Raw genomic sequence first — 23,008 nt, 5'->3', positions numbered from 1 at the left:
AACAGCATGATTTTTAAAGCACCAGTCCGTGCGGTCAATCCTTAATCCCATTTTCAGTCCGGCGAATTTCCCCGCCGGTTTTTTCGCGAGCCGGTCACCGCATTAGCGTTCAGCATCCCTTTGCATGCCGGATAGCGAGTGCAGCCCCAGAACGGGGTTGTTTTTCCCGCCCGTTTTTGCATCGGGCCGCCACAGCGCGGGCACGCCGGGGTTTTCGGCAGGGTAAACCGGATCGGCTGTGTTTTGCCCTTTTCCACTAAATGCGCCAGCCATTGCGCCTGTTTCTGCATAAAGTCATCCAGTGTGGCCCGGCCCCGGGCAATGTCGTCCAGTGACTGTTCCCAGAGTGCCGTCATCCCCGGATGGGTCAGGACGTCCGGCAGCCCGGCAATCAGCTCCTGCGCCAGCTGCGTTGCATGCAGGTTTTTCTTTTTTCGCGCCAGCAGCTGACGTTTAAACAGGGCTTCAATGATACCTGCCCGGGTGGCCTCCGTGCCCAGCCCGGCATTTTCCCGCAGCACTTTTTTAAGCTGCGGATCGTGGATAAACGCAGCGGCATTTTTCATGGCTGCAATCAGTGTACCTTCGGTAAAAGGCGCAGGCGGCCGGGTTTGCCGGGGCTGTATTTCCGCACGGATCACCGGGCAGGTTTCCGCTTTTTTCAGTACCGGCAGGGCGGTATTGCCATCCTGATCCTGTGCCTGTTTTTCATCGGCAAACAGTGCCTTCCAGCCCGTCACCACACTGACCCGCCCTTTCGCCTGAAATACCTGCCCGCCGATAGTGAATGTCACATCAGTCACATCCGTTTCCTGCGCGGGCAGAAACTGCGCCAGATAATACTGGCGGATCAACTGATAGACCTTTAATTCATCCGCGGTCAGTTTCGTCATATCAAAGGGATGGCGGGTCGGAATAATGGCATGGTGCGCCGTGATTTGGCTGTCATTCCAGACTCGGGAGAGAGTGCTGGCATCCAGCTGGCTGATAATGGCGTTCATCGCAGGATCGGTACGGGTCAGCGCAGTGAACACGGCCGGAATGCCCTCCCGCATCGAGACAGGCAGGTAACCGCAATCTGTGCGCGGATAGGTGGTCGCTTTATGGGTTTCATACAACGACTGGGCAATCGTCAGCACCTGACCAGCCCCCATTCCCCACTGACGGGAGGCCACCTGCTGGAGCGTCCCCAAATCAAAACAGAGCGGCGGCGGGGTTTTCTCCCGTTTCTGCGTGAGTTCAGTCACCACAGCATCTTGTGCCTGCTGACAGCACTGAACCACACTCTGAGCGATATCTTCCTTAATACAGCGTTTTTCTTCATCGCAGTCGTCGGGCGCAGGCAGCCATTTAACCCGAAAGCCAATGTCATTTTTTTGCAATGCGGCAATCACCTGCCAGTAGGGTTTTGGCTCAAACCGGGCAATATCGTTGTCGCGGTTCACGACCAGTGCCAGTGTCGGCGTCTGTACCCGCCCGATGGACAGCACCTCACCAAATCCCTGTGCCTGCGCTTTCAGGGTATACAGGCGGGTCAGATTGATCCCCATCAGCCAGTCAGCCCGTGCCCGCCCCAGTCCGGCCTGCCAGAGTGGTTCGGTTTGCTCCCCCGGTAATATTGCGGCCAGTGCCTGCCGGATACTGGTTTCATCCAGCGCGGACAGCCACAGCCGCCTGACGGGACCGGTAAAACAGCAGAACTCCAGCAGTTCCCGGGCAATCACTTCCCCTTCACGGTCAGCATCGGTGGCGATAATCACTTCGTCGGCCTGTTTCAGTAATTGTCTGATCACCGCAAACTGATCGGCGGTCTCTTTCTTCACCGTCCACTGCCATTGTGCAGGCAGCACCGGCAGGGGTTCCATGCGCCACGGCGGGCCGAATTGTTCGCCATAGTGCTCGGGTGCAGCCATTTCCAGCAAATGCCCGATAGCCCAGGTGACAGTAATACTGCCGCCAAAAAGATAGCCCTGTCCGCGCTGCTTCACGCCCAGCACCCGGGCGATATCTCTGGCCTGAGAGGGCTTTTCACATAAATACAGTGGCATATCACCCCCTCCCCGCATCCTGAGCCACCGTGCGCAGGGGCGGTGAAAAATCAGAACGCAGCCGGCCCGACAGAATATCGGGATCCGGTTCGCCCAGCCATTTAATGGCTTCAAGACCTGCCGGCGTTTTTTCCTCAATATCTGCGCGGGTCACCTTCAGGGGACGATAAGAGCGCACCAGGCCATAAATCTGGCGGATCACCCGGCTGCCGTTATGCAGCAACGTATCCCGCTCTGAACGGGAAATAAAACCGTAATGAAAGGCCTGAAAGGTTTTCATCGCCAGCTGGTCGAAACCTACCAGCAGCCAGACACAGCGGTAACCCAGCGGAGAATGACTGTAGACGCCGATATTCAGCGGTTCGACGGAAGAGACGGAGGATAACGTAATCTGTGCCGGCAGGGCATTCAGGATCTCCTGCAAGGTGGCAATACTCTGCTGAAGACTGGCCGACGCCGTCACCAGTGCCTGTTCCAGTTTAATCAGCCAGCTGTCGGCATACGGGTTATCGGCAGCGGCATCCACACTGATGGTGCCGGCGCGTTTAATCACCTGCGGCATGCCGATAATGTCCGGGTATTGACGACGGCCGGTAACGTCTTCTTTTTTACGTCCTTCCCAGAGGCGGATCGCGTAGTGGGTGTGCAGTTCAATGGTTAATGCGGATTTCAGTGCACCGACACGACGGGGTGGCGACGGTGCGGTTTTTTCATCAGGTTCAGACATAAAGAGCAACTCCTGTTTGGTCGGTTTATGTCTGTGGGACTATCAGGGGAAAGACGTCTGCGACTCAATGGATAATCAGTTATGGAAAAAGGAAAAAACGATCCCTTTTCGGGATCGTAGAAAAGATTATTTTTTATCGTCTTTGTTACCCGGCTAATAAAGTACAATTTTTAGCCGCCTGTGCCCCGGGCACACCCGTATGATTTTTAACCACTGCTATCTCAGCCAATATGATAGATTTTCAGATTTGCCTGCCTCAAGCAAGGCAGTACAATTTTTAGCCGTCTGTGCCCCGGGCACACCCGTATGATTTTTAACCACTGCTATCTCAGGCAATACGGTAGATTTTCAGACTTGCCTGCCTTAAACAAGACAGTACAATTTTTAGCCGCCTGTGCCCCGGGCACACCAGTATGATTTTTAACCATGGCTATCTCAGGCAATACGGTAGATTTTCAGACTTGCCTGCCTCAAACAAGGCAGTACAATTTTTAGTCGCCTGTGCCCCGGGCACACCCGTATAATTTTTAATCACGGATATCTCAGACAATACGGTAGATTTTCAGACTTGCCTGCCTCAAACAAGGCAGCACAATTTTTAGTCGCCTGTGCCCCGGGCACACCCGTATAATTTTTAATCATTGCTGTTCCGGGCAACACAACCCGGTTTTACCCCCTGTCATCACTGTGATATTTTGCCTGCGCCAGCCGCTGACGAATGTCTTTCACCACACTGCGGACATGGGCTTGTGAAGAGGGGGGAACAGAACGCGCCGTTTCCCGTGTGAATTCAACGGGTTTCTTCGCAGCCGCTGTCGTCGTGACAGCCGGTTCGGCCTGCACATACAGTTTTCCCTCCCGTGCCCGTTTCATCATCGCCAGCAGCCAGCCGACCGGATTACCGATTTTGCCTGCCTGTAACGCCTTATCCAGACAAATCAACACAGTCTGCGCCTGTTCAGCAGGCAGTGCCTGCAACTGGCTGTTCAGCATCCCCCCATCTTCCGGCTCCAGTTGCCTGCATAACGTTTCCGGCAGAAAAATAGCGGACGGGGGATCGACGTATGTTTTTTTATTCACACTCTGTGTGAAAGAACGTACATAACGGTTCGGTTTAGTTGTTTGACGATAAACCGTTGATTTCATGCTGAGTTCGGTTTCCGAATCCAGCTTATTCTGCCCTTTTAACTGACCGGATTCGGTTTCCGAACCCGGTTTCATTTCCCTGAGTTCGGTTTGCTGTTTTCCCTGTTGAAGCGCCTGCCTCATAACCTTTTGCTGTGGCGTCTGCACCGCATTCAGCCGCGCTTCCAGCAAACGGATATGACTGTGACGATGACGCATCAGTGGATCTTCTTTAATGTCAGTCAGTACCTCCCGTGCCGTCTGGCTGATAGTGCGGTTTTTGCTGCGACAGGCTTCTGCCACGGTATCCAGCCAGTGAGGATCGAGAATTTCGGCATCACGGCAGGTCAGCGGTTCATCGTGTTGCGCATAGATATTGCCCCGCACCCGCCCGTGCTCATCGCGGATACGCTTGCATAAACTCAGCCAGCCGGTTATTCGCAGCATCAGTAATACCCGGCTGACGGTTTCACGGGAGGCTTTGCCTTTATAGGGTGAGGCCAGCAGCACCTGCAATTCATCGTAGCTGGGGAAAACCGCCCCTTCATTTTGTTGCGCATACAAACGGATCATCATCCAGCCCGTTTTATCCAGCGGTGACAGACGATCATCCAGTAACAGGCGACGGGGATAGGCATCCTGAATATTCCCCATAAACAGCAGACCACTGCGCAGCTGTGAAACGTCATCGCCGTTACGTTGTTCCAGACGGCTTTTCATTTTGGCCATGGTGTGGGCAATTAAACTGTCTGCTGACAGGGTTATCATGATCCCTTCTCTCCGGTGTTAATCTGTGAAAATAATGTCAGGGCTGCACCCTGTGGCGTTGCACAAGGCGCAGAATGACACGACTTCAGTCACATTTACGATTTACGAATTTCATTGTTGTAGCGTTCGTGGTGCATCAGCTCCCACGATTGCCCGCTGTCACGGCTTAACAGCCGCCAGAACAGCCCCACGTTAATTTTCAGATACCCGGTGCCTTTTTCCTTCAGCCGGACGTAATTACGCTGACCCCGCCGGTAACATTTCACCTGATATTGCGCCTTACGGCGAAAGGACAGCGGTGCCGTTACCGGCACATGCAGGCCGGGCATGATTTCGGTTAATTTTCCTGACATCGTTTCCTGTATGACTTGTTTTATCCCTGTTTTTTCACAGAGACCGATCCGGATGCACCCTGTTGCTGCCATTCTTTGACGGCATTCCAGACGGACGTCAGCGAAATATCATGATGCTCCGCCATGTCCATCATGATATCCAGCCCTTCGGCACTGTCCGCATCCCTCATCTTTGCCGCCTGCCAGCGCTGCCACAGGTCACTGTTTTCCACTTCCGTCAGCACTGAAACCCGCCCCGACTTCACGGCAATACCGGCAATACGCCGGCGCGCCGCTACCTCCAGACTGGACAGGCCAAAAAAATAGTGCATCAGGTCAATCGATCCGCTGAGTTCCAGTGCCCGGTCAATGCGTTGTATCCGCTGCTGTTCGATACGCGCCTGATGTAGGATGCGGGCCAGATTGGCGTGATGAATCTGTACACTCAGCACCGATACCGGGCTGTTGCCCAGATAATGCAAATCCTCAATCGTCAGGCTCTGTAACATCAGCATCTCCGAGGGGGCCAGCCCCAGTGCTTCGCAACGGCGGATATAGCCGTTCTTCAAATCCATCACCAACTGCAACAACAGGCTGTTGGTCGCTTGCGATAAATGATTCATACACTTCCTCCATTATCAGGCCGGTCAAAACACAATGAATGAACAACACACTGAAAAGCAGGCACCCCGGACCGGCATCGCTACATCGTCAACATCTCCGGTGTAATTTCGCGCTGAAGTTCACGCAGGCGGCGGATAATTCGCAGCAGCCGCAGAAACTTCACGGTCTGGCTGTCATCCAGTAATGGCACCGCCTCCCGTCCGGCGGTGCCGAGCAGAACGGCAGTCAGCGTCAGTTCATGACGGTCAGTCGAGATTTCCCCGGTCAGGGAGTGCAATAAACACGAAAAAGGATGAACATCCGGCCCGTCAATCAGGCAAAATCCCGCCGACCGCTCATCCGATACCGGCAGCAAATCACGGTCACAGCCCATCACTTCGGCCAGTTCAAACGCCAGGCGAAACGCCATATTTTGCAGATGCTCGATATCGTCCTGCATCGGGGAAATGTGCCAGACTGAACTGACCGGCTCCAGCCCGGTCCGGGCAAAGTGGAGATCGTCAGCTTCAGGCTCAGACAGCGCCGGTTCAGGCGGACTATCCGGCTGATAAGGCGGGATCACCGGAGTGTTTCGGGAAGACGGAGCAGGCACGGGTGTCTTATCGACCGGAGCACATGTTGTCTCCGGTGCCTGCACCGCATCCGTGACGGGTTGAGACATTAGGCGCGGGTTCAATTCCCTGTCTGGCGCCCGAACCCGATCCGCTTTAGGCGTTGGCTTTTCCGGCACTGGCACAGCGTCAACCTGGGTGGCCTGTTCGCCAAAGAGCTGCCGGCGGTTATTTTCCTTCGGATCGAGTTCCAGTACCCAGCGGTCATAATTCAGCTGCGTATGCGGCAGTACCTGCAATAAATCACCGATCAGTTCATCAAGGAACATCTCCGGTGCCCAGTCTTCCAGTGCATCAAATTTGCGGCAACAGGTACCAAAGACTTCATCAAAGGTGACGGCAGGTTCCGGGTTTATACTGAAGATATATTGCTGCCAGACAGCCTCGGCATTCTGACGCAGCACCAATAAAGGACGTATCTGGGGGGTTCCCAGCCCGGATGCCAGCAAATTAGGTATCCACGGATACAGGTATTGCACGGTATCTTCCATCCGGCTGATATGGCTGGCACTGACGGGAAAACCGGCCGCATTCAGCTGCGCGGACAATTCACGCAAGGTGATTCTTTTTTGCTTTTGCTCTTCGTAAATGGCTCTGGCCTTGCTGATCCCTAATGCTTTTTCAATAAAACTGAGTTCACCGCGCAGTTCATTTTCCGCCAGATGCCCGATGACACACTGCAATCTGCCCGGCCACGGTTTAAACAGGCAGTGAACACGGTAAAAACGCTCATCGCCGGTTTCCTGCCACAATTCAGACAGAACCTGATAACGGGTGTTACCGCCATCACTGAAGATATAAACATCATCACCTTCCGGATCGCGGGTGACCTTCGGCACCGTATCCAGCCCGCGCGCTTTGATGGAGGCTTTGATATCGTCGTAACGCGGATTCCGACTGGTGCGGGGGTTATCCGGATTGGGGCGGAGTTGGTCCAGTGTCAGTACCATCGGCATTTCCGACACAGGGGGTTGTTCACTGAGTGTCGCCGCGGCCTGGCGCCCTTGTTGTAACAGGGCATTGCCCATATTAAGATGTTGCCGTGCCATCATTTACCCCCCGTAACCATCACGGTCTGCTGATAAGTCCGAAAACCGCGTATATTGGCCGTCAAATCCCACACGAACCACGCCCGTCGGACCTTGACGCTGCTTACCAATAATGATTTCAGCGATACCCGTATCGGGTGTGTCCGGGTGATAAACTTCATCGCGGTAAAGGTGCAATATCAGGTCGGCATCCTGCTCCAGTGAACCGGAATCACGCAGGTCACCATTGTTAGGACGTTTATCGGAACGGTTTTCGACCTGCCGGTTAAGCTGGGACAGCGCCAGTACCGGGCAGCCCAGTTCTTTGCCTAACGCTTTCAGGTTACGGGAGATATCGGCAATTTCCTGTGTCCGGTTTTCCTGTCCGGGCGCGCACATCAGCTGGAGGTAGTCAACCATAATCAGGGCGGGTTTACCGTATTTGCGGGTATAGCGGCGGGCACGGGCACGTAATAATGCGGGCGTCTGGTGACTGCAATCATCAATCACCAGACGATGATCCCAGCGGGCAAACTGATCCAGGCTCTGGCTGATGCGCCCCCACTGCTCATCATCCAGCATCCCGCTACGCAGGGCACTCAGAGAAACCCCGCCTTCCATAGCAGTGAGACGCAGCATCAGTTGTGCCGCTGGCATTTCCAGACTGAAAATCTGTACCACCGCATCATCCCGGTGTCGCAGGGCACCAAGACAAAACGCCAGCCCCAGTGCGGTTTTTCCCATCGAAGGGCGGGCAGCCAGCAAAATGAGATCACCGGCCTGCAAGCCGCAGGTTTTTTCATCAAGATCCTGAAATCCGGTCGGTGTGCCGGTTATTCCCTGTGAGCCTTGTATTCGTTCCAGATGGGCAATCAGGCTGTCTGCGCCCTGCAACAGGGTCATTTCCTGATGTTGGCGGGTCGAACCTTTTTCAGCCAGATTAAACAACTGACTTTCTGCCTGCTCTATCAGGGCATCAGACTGAATATTCGGCTGAAAAACGTCAGCACTGAGGGATTTTCCCAGTGCCAGTAACTGACGTAACCGGCTTTTTTCCGCCACAATACGGGCATACTCCTCAATATTGGCGGCGCTCGGCGTGTTTTGGCATACTTCCGCTACATAAGCAAAACCGCATGCCCGATCAATTTGCCCGCGCTGGGTCAGCATATCGGTCAGGGTAATCAGGTCGAACGGACAGTTTTTTTCGCTCAGTTCAGCGATGGCCTGAAATATTATCCGGTGTGCCGGGAAATAAAAATCGTCGGCAGCCAATAGCTGGACAACGCTATCCCAACGCTCATTCTCCAGTATCAGCCCCCCCAACACCCCCACTTCAGCATACGCATAGCTGGGCGCCTCTTCACTGATGATCTGTAAATGTTCATGCGGCAGATTCATCGGCGACCTCCCTGCTGATCGCATTCAGGGCAGCGATTAAACGCTGTTGCAGATGAGGCGCAGAGACCCAGAACAGCACCTCTTCACGGGTCAGATACTGCGGCGGGTCATTTTCCCAGCCACATTCCAGCAACGCCAAATCCGGAGAGGCATCGGGGCGCATGGCCTGCCTGCGCAGCTCCGCTTCATTGCGGGGATAAAAGTGTTCGACCTCGTCCGGAGACACGTCGAGAACAGCCGGCAACAGAACCTGAAGTTTCGCCTGCGCGGTTTCACGATCCGGCGCATCCACAAACACAAACCACTCATCATCACTGAACAGCAATTCAACACGCTCATAACGAAAACAAACCGCCCGCCAGATAACATTCATTGCGCGTCTCCCGTCGGTTGCGCAGTCAATACCGCGTCGAATTTTTCCGCCCATAAGGGCACCAGCTCACAGGCAAGGCGGTGCATGGTTTGCGCGGCAGCCGGGCTTTTTCGGGTGGTTTTATACTCAAGGCGATGAACGGGCTGGGCACGGACATGCCCCAGTTTGTAGATATCCAGCAGATCTATCCGGGTTTCCAGCAACTGATAAACCTGCCTGCCGCCCAGTGCGGAAGCGTCATAGCGTTGATTATTGATAATGTCGGCCAGTTCACTCAGCGTATCCCGGTCGAGATTCGTTCCTTCAATCCCGTTGACCAGTATCTGGATAGCCGGCAGGCGGATACCGTAGTTTTCAAAAGGCCGGAGCCGGGTCAGCATCCGCAGGGTGCCGCGCAGGAACTCGCGGACGTCGGGTAAAATAGGCTTGATAACCCCCAGAACGCCCTGCGTGGCAGCCAGTACAACCAGCTCACTCATCACGCCTGTCGCCCCTTTGGAATCAATGAAAATAATATCGTACTGGCTGAAGAGGGGATGTTGCAGGACATTGCGCAGACGCAAACGCCCGTCGGGCGCGTGCAGCATCGCCGTTGGCAGGAGTTCATCCGGATCGTTGGAGATCAGAATATCGAGGTTTTTGATAACCGAATGGGAAATGATCTGCTCAGACTGGTTCAGATCCACCGTTTGCATCAGCAACTCATACAGTCCGGCGGGCGCTTCATAGCTCAGGGGAAAAATACTGCTGGACGTGGGTTGCGAGTAATCCGCATCAATCAGGAGAACGCGTAAACCGGCATCGGCAAAAAAGCCGGCCAGATTGGCGGCGTGAGTCGATTTACCTTCGCCCCCTTTGGGGGAAATTATGGGAAGAATTATCATGTTGCATACTCAGTCAGTTAAGTATGCAGGCTAAAAAAAATTACGTTTTATTTTTCATCAGTCTGGCAGGGGATTGAAAATCCCCGTGTCCTTGGTTCGATTCCGAGTCCGGGCACCACTTCAACTTCCAGTGAAGTCCAGCCCAGTCAAACATTTCATACTAAATCCAGTAAAATCAATACCAATTCTTATTTTTACGTCCAGTTTCATCTGTTGCAATCAAGATGCAGCGAAGGGCATAATTCGGGGCACTTACCGTTCGATTATGAGAATGCCCTTAACAATGAAACTTAATGCACGACAAATCGAAACTGCAAAACCCAAAGAAAAAACCTACAAACTCGCCGATGGCGGCGGTCTCTATTTAGAAGTCTCGTCACGCGGCTCGAAATACTGGCGAATGAAGTATTACCGCCCGGCCGATAAAAAAGAAGACCGCCTGGCGTTTGGTGTTTATCCGGCCGTGTCTTTAGCTGATGCACGGGCTAAACGCGATGAAGCCAAAAAGCTGATGGCGCAGGGTCTCGATCCCAAGGCTGAAAAAAGAGGGGCTCCTTCGCCTGCCAAAGTGAACACCTTTGAACAGGTCGCCCGTGCATGGCACGCCAGCAACAAACGCTGGAGCGACAGCCACCGCCAGAAAGTATTGCGCAGCCTTGAACAGTATATTTTCCCCCCTATTGGTGCCCGTGATATCACTACATTACGTACCAGCCAGCTTTTAGCACCGGCTAAAGCCATTGATGAGCAGGGCAAGCACAATATCGCACAGCGGCTGCGCCAGCGTATCACCGCAATCATGCGTTATGCCGTTCAGAACGATATTCTGGCATCCAACCCGGCTAACGATATGGCCGGAGCACTCACCACCACAAAATCCCGCCATCACCCTGCCCTGCCTCATGAATCCTTGCCTGATTTTCTGAACCGCTTATCGGCTTATCGCGGGCGCTTGCTGACTAAAATCGCGGTAGAGCTGGCATTGCTGACGTTTGTCCGTTCCAGTGAGCTGCGGTTTGCCCGCTGGCAGGAAATCGACTTTGAAAATGCCGTATGGAAAATTCCCGCCACACGCCAACCCATTAAAGGCGTTCGCTTTTCTGAACGCGGTATGAAAATGAAAACCGATCATATCGTGCCACTGAGTCATCAGGCGGTTTCACTGTTCACAACCCTGCACACACTCAGTGGCAATTGTGACGTGATATTCCCCAGCGATCATAACTCCGCGAAAGTCATGAGTGAAAACACCGTCAATAAGGCATTACGGGCGATGGGCTACGATACCCAGACCGACGTCTGCGGACACGGGTTCCGCACAATGGCGCGTGGGGCAATGGGTGAATCCGGCCTGTGGAGTGATGACGCGATCGAGCGCCAGTTAAGCCATATCGAACGAAACAACGTTAGAGCGGCGTATATTCACACCTCCAAATATCTGGACGAACGGCGGCTGATGGTGCAATGGTGGGCGGATTATCTGAATGCGAACAGGGAAAAGCCAATCACACCGTATGACTTTGCCAAACCGTTGCGCGACAGCAAAAACTGATAGTGCATTATTTAACCCATTAATTCTCATTGTAAGATAAACAATTAACGCTGTTCATTTAAGGGGGCTTTTTCAATAATTCGCCTGTCATCCAATAACGTCCACGACGAGCGCTCAGGGACTCGGTAACAGGAGAATGAATATGGCAGTGACAGCATTGAAGGAAAATCTTATCCGTTTGCCGGAAGTTCAGCGCCGAACGGGTTACAGCAAGGCGTGGATCTACAAATTAATTAGCGAGGGGAAATTCCCGAAGCAGGTTAAAATCGGCCCTCGCTCCATCGCGTTTATTGAATCAGAAATAGATAACTGGATTGCCCAACGCATCGCGGGATCACGCGCGGCATAAGGTATACAAAAGAATATGACATAAGAAACCTGACATATACACAATGGATTTCGAGTTGCATCGCGGCGGCAAGGGAATGAATCCGGGAACATAGATCACTATGTGACCGGGGTGAATGAGCGCAGCCAACAAAGAGGCAGCTTGAAAGACGAAGTGTATAAAAACACAACGCCCCAGTGTGCTGCTACACATCTGAGGCGTCTGACCAACAACCGTTAATTGAGGTAAAAACGATGGCTGAGACACAGCATACCCAAACTCGCCCTGAATTTACAGTTCAAAAAAAATCCGCTCATCAAAAAACGCGCGATCTGATCCAAACCGTGAAAACATCAGCCATGTATTCATGGGCAAATCTGCTACCCGCCTGTGGTATTGAAGTTCCGGCCAAGGGTAAACATGGCGCCTGCCCTGTCTGCGGCGGTACCGACCGTTTCCACTTCATTGACGATCACCATCATGGCAACTGGCATTGCCGCCAGTGTGATATCCCAAACTACGGTGATGGGCTGGATTTGGTGGCAAGAACCCAAAAGATTTCGATTACTGAGGCGGCGAAAATCATTGCGGGTGCGTTGGCATTGCCTTTGCCCGAACCCAAGCCAGCCAAAGAAAACCTTTACCCAATACAGCCGATTGCTGACAGAGTGGCGGTACTGATGGCGCAAACTGTTGCCGGGCAATCGCCCTATCTGGCCGCAAAGGGGCTGCATTATCCTAATCAGCGGTTATTGCCTGATAATTCAACTGTGTTGCGACTCGCAACACTGGAAAATATAGTCACAGGCGCGCAGATCATCAAACCGAATGGCGAGAAAAAACTCCTCACCGGCAGCCAGAAAAAAGGTGCGTTTATTCCTTTATCAACGCTGTAAGAGAACCCTGATACCGTCATCATTACCGAAGGTTACGCCACGGCACTCACGGTTAACCAGCTATACGAAGGTGTTGTTCTGGCCGCGCTGGATGCGGGCAATTTGCTCTCTGTTGCCCAATCAATCAGAGAACGCTGGCCGGACACGAAAATCATTATTGCCGCCGATAATGACTGGCATCACCCCGGCGAACTGGATAAACACGGTAAACCGAAAGTGAATACCGGCAAAATCTCGGCAGAAAAAACGGCTCTTGCAGTGAATGGTTGGATCACGTTACCGCCAACAGAGCATAAAGCCGATTGGGACGACTACCGCCAACAACACGGTGTAGAAATGGCAAAGCTGGCGTTTGCTCAGGGGCTTTATCAACCGGCACCCATAACGAAAAAAGCTGCGATTCAGCCCAATGATACCGAATCGTCAAAACTAACATTATGTCAGATGGGCGCCAGTCAGCGCGGAGAAGTGTTACTGGCACGTTATGACGGTAATTTGGCACTGGATGGCGCTTCGGAAACCGTTCATCACTATGATGGTATTGTCTGGTGTCCGGTCAGTAACCGCGATTTACAGCGGGAAATGGTGGCGGCTTTTATGGAAGAAAAAATGCCGTACTCACCGCACGGTATCAGCGCTGCTGTGGATGCACTGAAATTACAGCTTCCCATGATGAACTCGCCAGAGCGCCATTTAATCGGGTTCCGTAATGGCGTGTTTGACCTGAAAATCGGTCAGTTCCGGCCTCATCACAAACATGACTGGCTGCTGCTTGCTAACGACGTTGAATTCAACTCCCCCGTTTCGGGAGAAACCCTGCATAGCCATGCGCCTCAGTTCTGGAGCTGGCTTAATCGGGCAACTGCCCACTGTGAAAATAAAGCAGAAAGAGTGCTGGCCGCTCTGTTTATGGTGCTGGCGAACCGTTACGACTGGCAGTTATTTCTGGAAGTCACCGGTGCCGGAGGAAGTGGCAAAAGCATTTTTGCTGAAATCTGCACGATGCTGGCAGGCAAAGGCAATACCGTTTCTGCCAGTATGGCCGCACTGGGAAACCCACGGGAGCGGGCGCTGATTGTCGGGTATTCGCTGATTATCCTGCCCGACCAGACCCGCTATGTGGGAGATGGCTCCGGTATCAAGGCCATTACAGGCGGGGATGAAGTCGCTATTGACCCAAAGCATAAACAGCCCTATTCAACTCGTATTCCGGCTGTGGTGCTGGCGGTGAACAATAACGCCATGAGTTTCAGTGATCGCAGTGGCGGGGTGTCTCGGCGTCGGGTGATTTTCAATTTCTCCGAAGTCGTGCCGGAAAACGAACGCGATCCGCTTCTGCGGGACAAAATCGCGGCAGAACTGCCAGTCATTATCCGGCAACTGCTTCATCGGTTTGCAGATCCACAAACTGCAAGGCGCTTACTGGCGGAACAACAAAAATCCGAAGAGGCTTTGGATATCAAACGCGGTACAGATCCACTGGTTGATTTTTGCGGTTATCTGGTGGCTTCTCATGAAGCTGATGGTTTGTTAATCGGCAATGCGGAAATCGTGCCATTTAATCCCCGTAAATACCTCTATCACGCCTACCTTGCCTATATGAAAGGCAACAACCTGAACAAACCGGTTTCCGTGACCCGATTCGGTATGGATATGCCCGGCGCACTGGCTGAATACAACCAGCATTACCTGCGCAAGAAAAGCAAACAGGGCATTCGCAGCAATCTGGATCTGAATATCGACACTGCCATCGAATGGCTGCCGAAACTGACAAGGGATAACCTGCCAGAAGAATAGTTTTTTTCACACCGATAAAGATTTCCTAAAAAATAGTAAAAAGTGTTCACCACTGTTCACTCTGCAATTTAAACTATATATATCAACATATTGCAGAGTGAACAGTTATTTTTAAACTGTTCACAAGTCTTCACCTCTGTTCACCTTTTTATGATTTATAGGTGAAGGGGTGAGTGAAGAGTGGTGATGAGTTTAATTTCAAGTCATCATCCTTTAACAATATGAATTTAAATAAAAATATTTACAGGTGAACAGTTTTATTCCTAATTCTTTAATAGGGAGGGGTTAATGAAAATAGTTTTTCTGGCGGATGTTTTTCAGCTCTCCAATTTACCGGGTTAATTCATTAGCCCGGTAAATTGGAGAAGACAAGCGTAGCGCGTTAGCGAAGTTTTAATCTGCTGTGTTATATGAATATTAACTTATTTATTTAATTAATTAGTTTTATTATTTCAAAAAGTTAAAAACACCGACTTTAGTCCATCAGCTTTAGCTGCGATACTGCACTACATAAGAAGATCAATATCAATATAGACTATAGTTACAGCAGCCACACCACAAGCAGAAGAATCGTTTACTTTCTGTCAAGAAACTGGGCGCTATGCTTTTATCTTGCAAACGGGGTACGTTCATATAGTGACCATAGAAATCCATTTAGTATAGTCGTATTCTGAATATATAATTGTTAATTAATTTAGTAATTATTTTTATTAAAAGCCTTTTTTTTGTTACATACATCACAGTTAATTAACATTTGTTAATTTACCTTATTTATACATGTAGCACTTAAGGTTATTTTCAATGGAAGAGATAGAAAGAAATGGTAATGACGTGGCAATCGTGGGTTTTGCTATCAATGTACCAGGAGCAAACGATATAGCCTCTTTTTGGCAGCTCATTACGGATAAAGAAGAGCCTATAACAGTATTAACGGATGACAAACTAAAGGGAGCAAATATACCGGATGCGCAGATTAAGGATAATAATTACGTAAAAAAAGCTTTTGTGGTGCCGGACATTGATAAATTTGATGCCCCGTTTTTTTCAATGACCACGAGGGAGGCGGAAATCCTCGATCCGCAGCAGCGTTTATTTTTGGAGCTGTGCTGGAAAGGGATGGAACACGCAGGCTATACACCGGCTAAATATGACGGACGTATTGGCGCTTTTGCTGGTGTATTTTCCAGCTCTTATTTGATGAATATTTACAGTAACCCCGCATTAATGGCATCCGTTGGGGAGATGGCAGTCCGGCACGGTAATGAAAAGGATTATCTGGCAACTCGGCTGGCCTATAAGCTTAATCTGACCGGACCTTGTTTATCCATTCAAACGTCTTGTTCTTCTTCCCTGGTTTCTGTGCATGTCGCTGCCCAGTCGCTGATTATGGGCGAGACAGATATAGCTATTGCCGGAGGTGTTTCCGTTCTGGCAGAGCAAAATGTCGGGTATCTATATCAGGAAGGCGGTTTAACAGCGAAAGACGGACATTGCCGGCCTTTTGATGCAGATACCAAAGGCACCGTTTTTGGTAATGGGTTGGGTGTGGTGATTCTCAAGAGGCTGGAAGATGCGATTGCGGACAACGACACCATCTATTCGGTGATTCTGGGAAGCGCTATTAACAATGACGGCGCAGATAAAATCGGATTTACAGCGCCATCGGCGGCAGGTCAATCAGCGGTGATTGCTGAGGCGCTTGAGATGTCCGGCGTCAGCGCGGAAACAATCGAACTGGTTGAAGCGCACGGCACCGGTACTCCGCTGGGAGATCCGATTGAGATTAGCGCCCTGACCAGCGTCTACAGTGACCATACCGATAAAAAACAGTATTGTGCCATCGGCTCGGTGAAATCTAACATCGGCCATTTAGGGGCAGCCTCTGGGGTGGCGGGGCTGATTAAAGCCAGCCTCTCCCTGTATAACCAAACCCTCCCGCCCACCATTAATTTCTCCCAACCCAATCCCAATATAGCTTTTGAAGACACGCCGTTCCGGGTAAGTACAGAATGCAAATCCTGGGCATTAAGCAAAGCAGGTATACGCCGGGCTGCCGTTAGCAGCTTTGGCATGGGAGGCACTAACGCTCATCTGATACTGGAAGAGTACCGCTCTCCTGAAACACAGAAGACCTCCGTGCAGCCGCAGTTACTGGTGGCATCGGCAAAAACAGAGACCGCGCTGTCGGCACAGCTTGTTGCGTTAAAAGACTACTTTTCAGGGCAGTTTGTCAGTTCCCTTGATGATGTCGCGTTCACCCTGTCTCAGGGACGTGATGCGTTTACTCATCGCGCAGCATGGGTTGCTTCAGATGCCGATGAGAGTCTGCGGATTTTGCAGCGTAGTTCAGCCCAACGTCCGGTGGAAAATAAAGCCGCAGAGAATACGTCCGTTATCTTTGCATTTCCCGGTCAGGGCAGTCAGTTCCTGTCGATGGGGCGTGAATTATATAAAAACAATGGCGTATTTCAGGATGCGGCAGAGCGCTGTCTTGAGATAGCAGAAACCTGTTGTGATTTGCCGCTGCGTGAGTTGTTCACCAGTGATACACAGGATATCGATACCACCCGGACTGAACTGGCTCAGCTGGCTATCTTTATATTTGGTTACGCTCAGGTACAGCTTCTGCAACATCTGAATATCAAACCTTCAGCCGTAATGGGACATTCCATCGGTGAGTTGGTGGCGGCTACTGTTGCCGGTGTCTTTGATTTACACACGGCAATCAGGGTCGTCATTACACGGGCTGAGCTGATGCAGTCTATGCCGGAAGGGGACATGCTCGCCGTGTCGGCTGAGCGCAGTACGGTGGAGATGCTGAGTGAAACCTATTCGGATCTTTCCATTGCGGCCGTAAATTCACCGGACAGCTGTGTGGTTTCAGGCCCGCGGGCGTCCGTACAAAGTTTTAACCGCATCTGCCAGCTCCAGGGCATGGAAACACGCGAACTGCACACCTCACATGCCTTCCATTCATCCATGATGAACGAGGCTGCCGCGCAGTTTGAGCACTTCCTGTCCCAGGTCAGTATGAATGAGCCAGCGCTGCCGTTGTTCAGCAATCTTAGCGGTAACGTATTAACACCTCAACAAGCCGTCAGCCCTGCCTATTGGGCCAGCCACATTGTTTCTCCGGTGCTGTTTGATAAATGTCTTTTGGGGGCAATGCAGTTTCAAAATGCCCGGATCGTGGATATGGGGCCGGGAACAAACATCACGGGATTTGTCGCCGCTAATCCGCTGCTGGCAAAAATGGTTCAAGTGGTCACCCTGCATAAACATCCCAAAGATAAAAGCACCGAAAACAGCAAACTGCTGTGGGCCGCTGGTACGCTATGGACCAGCGGCGTAAATGTGGATCTAAACGCGCTTCGCGGAGAAGGCAGCGTTAAACGCGTCCCTCTTCCCACTTATCAGTTTGACCGCAACCGCTATTGGATTGACAGAGCCAATGCCACGCCGTTTGACGCGCCGGTGGCGCAGCACGCCGATCAGATATCGTCTGAACATGGAGGTCAGACAGTTTCTCCATTCTCGCAGATTTCCGGCAACGCACAATCCCCCGGAAATCATCACAATGTGCAGCCTGAGGATATCGAAGGGCGTTTGATGATTATCTGGCACGGTTTGTTTGGCCTGGAAACCCTATCAGCCGACGACGATTTCTTTGCTCTTGGGGGCACATCACTGGTGGCAATTCAACTGATCTCACAGGTTCGAAACCAGTTCAGCATTGAGCTCAACGTCGAAGATCTGTTCAATGAGCCAACGATTAACGGTATCGCGGCGCAGATCCGACGTATTCAGGGAGAGGATGACGAAGAGGCGTTGCTCAAGGCACTACTGGAATCTGAAGAGATCGATCTTGAACGCATTTAACACCGTTTTACTTGAATTATCCTTATCATTATTAATTGGATATAGAAATCATCATGCCTGAATTACGTTTATCCTGCATTGAAAGGCCCGGCCAGTTGCCTTTATCAACCGATCAGTACCGCATTTGGTTTTTACACCAGCTCAATAAATCGTTGAATCATTTTAATATCAACTTTGCCTTTGAAATCAATGGACCTTTAGACGTTAACGGATTACGGCTGGCATTAACCGATATCGTTCAGCGGCATGAAATCATGAGAACATCATTTAAAGCCAAAGATGGTGTTCCTTTTCTGAATATTGCTGAAAACCTGAATTTGCTAATTCCTCTGCATCAGGTTGATCCCGCTGTTGCGGAGGATGTTAATGGGTACATCCGCGAGCAGATGAATAAAGCAGGAAAAGTGCCGTTCATGTTGGATGAAGGGCCGATGTTCCGTATGGAAATTTATCAGCTTGCGGATACACAGTTCCGTATGCTGTTCACCATTCATCACATCATTGCAGACTTCGACTCTCTGAAACTGTTAATGAAGGAGCTGTTTCATTTTTACCGCGTACGCGTTGAAGGGGCGGAAAATACGCTGCCGGCGCTGACCGTACAGTTTTCTGATTACGCCTGCTGGCAAAATGAAAGGCTGCGTACGGGAGAACTGGATAAGCAGCTTGAATACTGGAAAGCGCAGCTCACCGGTGATATCCCTGTACTCAGAATGCCTATGGATCGGCCACGCGGGCAGGACGTCACCAATAACGGCGCAACCAAACGTATCACCTTTTCTCAGCAGCTTACGGATAAGCTGACAGAGCTAAGCAAACAGCATTCCGTAACCCTGTTTATCACGCTGGTGTCTGCTTATCAGGTGTTATTGCATAAATATACCAATCAGGAAGATATCAACATCGGTACGCCGATTACTACCCGCAATCAGCCTGAGCTGAAAGATTTGATTGGCCTGTTTATCAATACGCTGGTGCTTAAGTCTGATTTGTCCGGCGATCCGGACTTCCTGACTTTGCTGCAACGCAACAGAAAGATTGCCTTTGGTGCGTTTGCCAGACAGGAGATCCCCTATGAAAAACTGGTTGCTGAATTGAATCCCGACAGAAACTTAAACCACAATCTGTTCTTTCAGACCATGGTGATGTTTCTTGAACCGGAACAAAACAGCAATGAAATTGTCCCCAACGTGATCATTTCACCTTTCACAATTGATAAGAAAACCACCACGTTTGAACTCACTCTGTCGTTTTCTTATATCGGAAGCGCGTTAACGCTGCTGGTGGATTTCAACACGGATTTATATAACGAAGAGACAATTGCCTATCTGCTTGAACGCTTCAAAATTTTGCTGGAAAAACTGGTTGCTCAGCCAGAAAAGGCGGTTAAGTCACTGAGCCTACTGTCTCCGGAAGAAGAAAAAGCCATGCTGGCAACCTATGTCGGGCCTCAGCTTGAGAAACTGGGCAAGAAAACCTTCAATGAAGTCTGGGCAGAACGCGTTGCCCGCTCACCGCAGTCTGTGGCACTTATTAGCGGAACGCAGTCGCGGACTTACTCTGAACTGGATTGTCAGATTCATGACTTAGCGCAAAAGCTGATGGAGGAAGGAGTGAAGGCAGGGACACTGGTGCCGGTACTGGCGGCCCGTAATATTGAGATGATTGTGGCTTTTCTGGCGATTTTACGCTGCGGTGCGGCGTATGTGCCGATAAACCCAACGCATCCTGCTGAAAGACTGAATGGGATTGTTGAACAGTGCCGTACTAGCGCGGTGCTGTCAACGTTGCCTGAAACGAGTGTCTGTCCGCTCGGCTCTGAGGTTAGGGTGCTGAACGTTTTAACGCTGCTTAAAGTACAGGGCATTGTAGCCAGTGAGGCTCCGGCTTTCCCTCAGATGCATCCTCTTGATCTGGCGTATGTGATCTTTACATCCGGTTCTACCGGGCAGCCTAAAGGGGTTATGATCAGTCATGACAGCCTGGTGAACCACTGTGAAAACATGGCCGAGCGCTTCGAGCTGGTGCCTGAAGATAAGGTGTTGCAGTTTACTTCACCTTCTTTTGATGTCTCAGTACAAGAAATTTTTCCAACCCTGATGCAGGGCGCCACGCTGGTTCTTTGGGATTATGATGGTATCGAAGAAACCAGAGCGTTTATTGCCTGGTTAGCGCAACGCGCTATCTCCATCCTTAATTTAACCACCGCGCACTGGAACAATATTATTGCCGACTGCCGCCATGATGGCCTGTCGCTGCCGGAATCATTAAGGCTGGTGATCGTGGGTGGTGAAAAGGTTTCAGCCACCACGCTGCGTGACTGGTCACACCTGACGCAAGGCAAAATACGCTGGATTAATGATTACGGTCTGACGGAAACCACCTGTACTGCGTCAATGTATTCCCACAGCGAAAGCGATTTTGAAGGTAAGACCGTGCCCATCGGTTCACCGCTAAACAATGTGACAATCTATATCCTTGATGACCAGATGAATCCTGCGCCCAAAGGAGTTTATGGCAACATCTTTATCGCCGGACGCGGCGTAGCGCTTGGGTATTATAACAATCCTGAACTGACTAAAGCCCATTTTATTCCTAATCCTTTTCAACCAGGCAGGCTGTTTAAAACCGGTGATATTGGCCGCATCCGCTTTGACGGCACGCTGGAGTTTGACAGCCGAGACGATCAGCAGGTGAAGATCCGCGGCAACCGCGTTGAGTTAGGGGAAGTGGAAAAACACCTTCTTGTCTGCAAGGACGTAAGAAAGGTCTTTCTCCGCGTGTATAAACCGGAAAATGCGCAGGACAATGCCATCGCTGCGTATGTAGTGTTAAATAACGGGCAGGACATAAGTCTGCTGCGCTCGCAGTTAAAGCAGACACTGCCGGATTATATGATTCCCGCATTTTTCATCCCGATGGATGACTTTCCGCTGACCACCAACGGTAAAGTCGACCAGAAACAGTTGCCGTTGCCGGAAGTACAGGCGCATCACCGTCAAACGTTCATTGAACCCTGGGCCGGTTATGAGACACAGCTTGCCGCGATATGGTGTGAATTGCTGAACACGGGGCGTGTAAGTGCAGATGCCTCCTTCTTTGATATTGGCGGAAATTCCCTTATCGCCACAACGCTGGTAAGCCGGATAAAAAGCGCCATGGACATCCAGATTTCGCTGCGTCTGCTATTTGAAATGCCAAAGTTGTGCGATCTGGCTGTGGCACTCGATCAGCTTAAACACGGGATTCTGCCGGCTGATAGCGATGAGTGTCTGATAAAGCTCCAGCCTAAGGGTGAAGGCATTCCACTGTTTTATATCCATCCGGTAGGCGGCACCGTCAGCTGTTACTTTAGCCTTAGCCGCCGTCTGGGAAGCGAGCAACCTTTTTATGCGCTACAGGCGTATGCCATGACGCATAAAGAGTATGCAATGAAAACCGTTGAAGAGATGGCGCAGCTCTATTTGCAGGAGATTCAGCGCGTCCGCAAACACGGGCCTTATCGCCTTGGCGGCTGGTCAATGGGGGGGTTTATTGCCTATGAAATTGCCAGAAAACTCCAGGAGCAGGGCGAAGAAGTGATTGAGCTGTCGATGGTTGATACCTATCTGACCAAGACGCGGGTCAAGGATGAAAAAACCGTGCTGTTTAACTTTGTGCTCCAGTTAGCGGCATTACCGGGTAAATCCGTCAGTCAAGAAGAGATGCTTGCCTGGAAAGATAAAACCTTCACATTTGATGATGTATGCGATGAGCTGCGCCGCCTGACGTTAATCCCGGAGGAAACACCCAATGAGCACATCCGTCATCTGTTTGATGTGTACCTGTCCACCGTTGAAACCTTCAAATATTATGATCCTAAGCCTGCCAGTCCCATCAGCATCGAGAATGTTGTGCTGTTCAGAGCACGCGATTCGCATGAAGAGCTGGGAATCTGGCCAACGCTGGTGAATAACGTGAATTTACACCGTGTAGACGCAGACCATTTCGGCATTGTTCACCATCCGAAGGTGGCAGAAATTATCAGCCAGATTGGGATGATGTCAGACATGGAAATGACCGAATAATTAAATCGGAGATAAAAGTGGAACTACTACTTAAGCTGTCAGGATATTTCTTGCTATGGACGCTTTATTCTTACACGATTCATGTACTTGCGCATAAGCGCTTTAAGTACAATTTTCTGGCGCATTTTCATCTCAAACATCATGCCTATAAGTACGATGATAGTTTTTGGCCACCGTGGCACGATTATTTCTTTTGGTTTGGCGATTTGCGTTCATCAATGGATGTTTATATTTGCTTCACCTTACCGCTGGTTGTCATCACTATTTTTGATCCGGTGCCGGGCTCGATTTTGCTCGCATTTCACTATGTGTATGAAGTATTCCTGAGCCGCAATGTTCTGGATCATAACCCCAAAATTACTGGAAAAATTACCAAATTTATCCCGATTGGCAAATTCCACCTGAAACACCACCGTAACCTGAAATGTAACTACTCCTTTTTTATTACGCTGTGGGATTACCTGTTTAACACGGATGAAAAAACCGTTCAGGAAAAGCGCCAAATGCGCCGCCTGAGCAATTCAAAAGCCTCGGTTAACGATTGAGTGAAACCAAAAAATGCATCTTG

The 23,008-nt window shown here is 50.8% G+C and carries 16 protein-coding genes; 7 read left to right on the top strand and 9 right to left on the bottom strand.

The window, feature by feature from the left end; all coding sequences use genetic code 11:
* Window positions 1-53 precede the first annotated feature (53 nt).
* The 9 genes from AC5JQI_RS15450 to AC5JQI_RS15410 form a co-directional block, all read right to left on the bottom strand.
* A complete protein-coding gene (locus tag AC5JQI_RS15450; RefSeq protein WP_493912810.1) occupies window positions 54-2,048 on the bottom strand; it encodes a DNA topoisomerase III in 1,995 nt (664 codons plus the stop codon).
* 1 nt (window position 2,049) lies between these two features.
* The gene (locus AC5JQI_RS15445) at window positions 2,050-2,775 is read right to left on the bottom strand and encodes a PFL_4669 family integrating conjugative element protein (RefSeq protein ID WP_493912809.1); all 726 of its coding nucleotides are present in this window, start codon (window positions 2,773-2,775) and stop codon (window positions 2,050-2,052) included.
* A 669-nt stretch (window positions 2,776-3,444) separates the two neighbouring features.
* Complete coding sequence (locus tag AC5JQI_RS15440; protein ID WP_493912808.1) at window positions 3,445-4,668, bottom strand: STY4528 family pathogenicity island replication protein; 1,224 nt, start codon at window positions 4,666-4,668, stop codon at window positions 3,445-3,447.
* 95 nt (window positions 4,669-4,763) lie between these two features.
* Window positions 4,764-5,021 carry a ParE family toxin-like protein gene (locus AC5JQI_RS15435; RefSeq protein WP_012988060.1) on the bottom strand — a complete coding sequence of 86 codons (258 nt, stop codon included), beginning with the start codon at window positions 5,019-5,021 and terminating at the stop codon, window positions 4,764-4,766.
* 20 nt (window positions 5,022-5,041) lie between these two features.
* Window positions 5,042-5,623, bottom strand: coding sequence for a DUF2857 domain-containing protein (locus tag AC5JQI_RS15430; protein ID WP_493912807.1), 582 nt, complete (start codon window positions 5,621-5,623; stop codon window positions 5,042-5,044).
* An 80-nt stretch (window positions 5,624-5,703) separates the two neighbouring features.
* Window positions 5,704-7,284 (bottom strand): ParB family protein, encoded by a 1,581-nt coding sequence (locus AC5JQI_RS15425; RefSeq protein ID WP_493914705.1) that lies wholly within the window; start codon window positions 7,282-7,284, stop codon window positions 5,704-5,706.
* A 3-nt stretch (window positions 7,285-7,287) separates the two neighbouring features.
* Window positions 7,288-8,664, bottom strand: coding sequence for an SPI-7-type island replicative DNA helicase (gene dnaB-PI / locus AC5JQI_RS15420; RefSeq protein ID WP_493912806.1), 1,377 nt, complete (start codon window positions 8,662-8,664; stop codon window positions 7,288-7,290).
* Entirely contained in the window at window positions 8,648-9,037 is a 390-nt protein-coding gene (locus AC5JQI_RS15415; RefSeq protein WP_493912805.1) for a hypothetical protein, read from the bottom strand. Before AC5JQI_RS15415 ends, dnaB-PI begins: the two co-directional genes overlap by 17 nt.
* Window positions 9,034-9,921, bottom strand: a complete 888-nt coding sequence (locus tag AC5JQI_RS15410) for a ParA family protein (RefSeq protein ID WP_493912804.1) — start codon at window positions 9,919-9,921, stop codon at window positions 9,034-9,036. Before AC5JQI_RS15410 ends, AC5JQI_RS15415 begins: the two co-directional genes overlap by 4 nt.
* A gap of 283 nt (window positions 9,922-10,204) precedes the next feature.
* On the opposite strand from AC5JQI_RS15410, the gene AC5JQI_RS15405 reads away from it, so the two are divergent.
* The 7 genes from AC5JQI_RS15405 (at window position 10,205) to AC5JQI_RS15375 (ending at window position 22,985) form a co-directional block, all read left to right on the top strand.
* On the top strand, window positions 10,205-11,473 hold the full coding sequence (locus AC5JQI_RS15405; RefSeq protein WP_493912803.1) for a tyrosine-type recombinase/integrase: 1,269 nt from the start codon (window positions 10,205-10,207) through the stop codon (window positions 11,471-11,473).
* Window positions 11,474-11,615: 142 nt separating this feature from the next.
* Window positions 11,616-11,822 carry a helix-turn-helix transcriptional regulator gene (locus AC5JQI_RS15400; RefSeq protein ID WP_493912802.1) on the top strand — a complete coding sequence of 69 codons (207 nt, stop codon included), beginning with the start codon at window positions 11,616-11,618 and terminating at the stop codon, window positions 11,820-11,822.
* A gap of 233 nt (window positions 11,823-12,055) precedes the next feature.
* Window positions 12,056-12,697 carry a primase-helicase zinc-binding domain-containing protein gene (locus AC5JQI_RS15395; RefSeq protein ID WP_493912801.1) on the top strand — a complete coding sequence of 214 codons (642 nt, stop codon included), beginning with the start codon at window positions 12,056-12,058 and terminating at the stop codon, window positions 12,695-12,697.
* An 18-nt stretch (window positions 12,698-12,715) separates the two neighbouring features.
* On the top strand, window positions 12,716-14,494 hold the full coding sequence (locus AC5JQI_RS15390) for a toprim domain-containing protein (protein WP_493914704.1): 1,779 nt from the start codon (window positions 12,716-12,718) through the stop codon (window positions 14,492-14,494).
* An 801-nt stretch (window positions 14,495-15,295) separates the two neighbouring features.
* On the top strand, window positions 15,296-18,373 hold the full coding sequence (locus AC5JQI_RS15385) for a type I polyketide synthase (RefSeq protein WP_493912800.1): 3,078 nt from the start codon (window positions 15,296-15,298) through the stop codon (window positions 18,371-18,373).
* Window positions 18,374-18,426: 53 nt separating this feature from the next.
* The gene (locus AC5JQI_RS15380; protein ID WP_493912799.1) at window positions 18,427-22,440 is read left to right on the top strand and encodes a non-ribosomal peptide synthetase; all 4,014 of its coding nucleotides are present in this window, start codon (window positions 18,427-18,429) and stop codon (window positions 22,438-22,440) included.
* Window positions 22,441-22,457: 17 nt separating this feature from the next.
* A complete protein-coding gene (locus AC5JQI_RS15375; RefSeq protein WP_493907581.1) occupies window positions 22,458-22,985 on the top strand; it encodes a sterol desaturase family protein in 528 nt (175 codons plus the stop codon).
* Window positions 22,986-23,008: the final 23 nt, after the last annotated feature.

Source organism: Xenorhabdus sp. XBWT (genome assembly GCF_059072735.1).
The sequence above is the reverse complement of the archived record's forward strand: the minus strand, read 5'-3'. Positions and strand labels throughout refer to the sequence as shown.

Bases quoted from the DNA above. Each gene is read 5' to 3' on its own strand.
- AC5JQI_RS15445 (WP_493912809.1), bottom strand. From the start codon at position 2,775: ATGTCTGAACCTGATGAAAAAACCGCACCGTCGCCACCCCGTCGTGTC.
- AC5JQI_RS15400 (WP_493912802.1), top strand. From the start codon at position 11,616: ATGGCAGTGACAGCATTGAAGGAAAATCTTATCCGTTTGCCGGAAGTT.
- AC5JQI_RS15430 (WP_493912807.1), bottom strand. From the start codon at position 5,623: ATGAATCATTTATCGCAAGCGACCAACAGCCTGTTGTTGCAGTTGGTG.
- AC5JQI_RS15415 (WP_493912805.1), bottom strand. From the start codon at position 9,037: ATGAATGTTATCTGGCGGGCGGTTTGTTTTCGTTATGAGCGTGTTGAA.
- AC5JQI_RS15385 (WP_493912800.1), top strand. From the start codon at position 15,296: ATGGAAGAGATAGAAAGAAATGGTAATGACGTGGCAATCGTGGGTTTT.
- AC5JQI_RS15435 (WP_012988060.1), bottom strand. From the start codon at position 5,021: ATGTCAGGAAAATTAACCGAAATCATGCCCGGCCTGCATGTGCCGGTA.
- AC5JQI_RS15425 (WP_493914705.1), bottom strand. From the start codon at position 7,284: ATGGCACGGCAACATCTTAATATGGGCAATGCCCTGTTACAACAAGGG.
- AC5JQI_RS15410 (WP_493912804.1), bottom strand. From the start codon at position 9,921: ATGATAATTCTTCCCATAATTTCCCCCAAAGGGGGCGAAGGTAAATCG.
- dnaB-PI (WP_493912806.1), bottom strand. From the start codon at position 8,664: ATGAATCTGCCGCATGAACATTTACAGATCATCAGTGAAGAGGCGCCC.
- AC5JQI_RS15395 (WP_493912801.1), top strand. From the start codon at position 12,056: ATGGCTGAGACACAGCATACCCAAACTCGCCCTGAATTTACAGTTCAA.
- AC5JQI_RS15405 (WP_493912803.1), top strand. From the start codon at position 10,205: ATGAAACTTAATGCACGACAAATCGAAACTGCAAAACCCAAAGAAAAA.
- AC5JQI_RS15380 (WP_493912799.1), top strand. From the start codon at position 18,427: ATGCCTGAATTACGTTTATCCTGCATTGAAAGGCCCGGCCAGTTGCCT.
- AC5JQI_RS15440 (WP_493912808.1), bottom strand. From the start codon at position 4,668: ATGATAACCCTGTCAGCAGACAGTTTAATTGCCCACACCATGGCCAAA.
- AC5JQI_RS15450 (WP_493912810.1), bottom strand. From the start codon at position 2,048: ATGCCACTGTATTTATGTGAAAAGCCCTCTCAGGCCAGAGATATCGCC.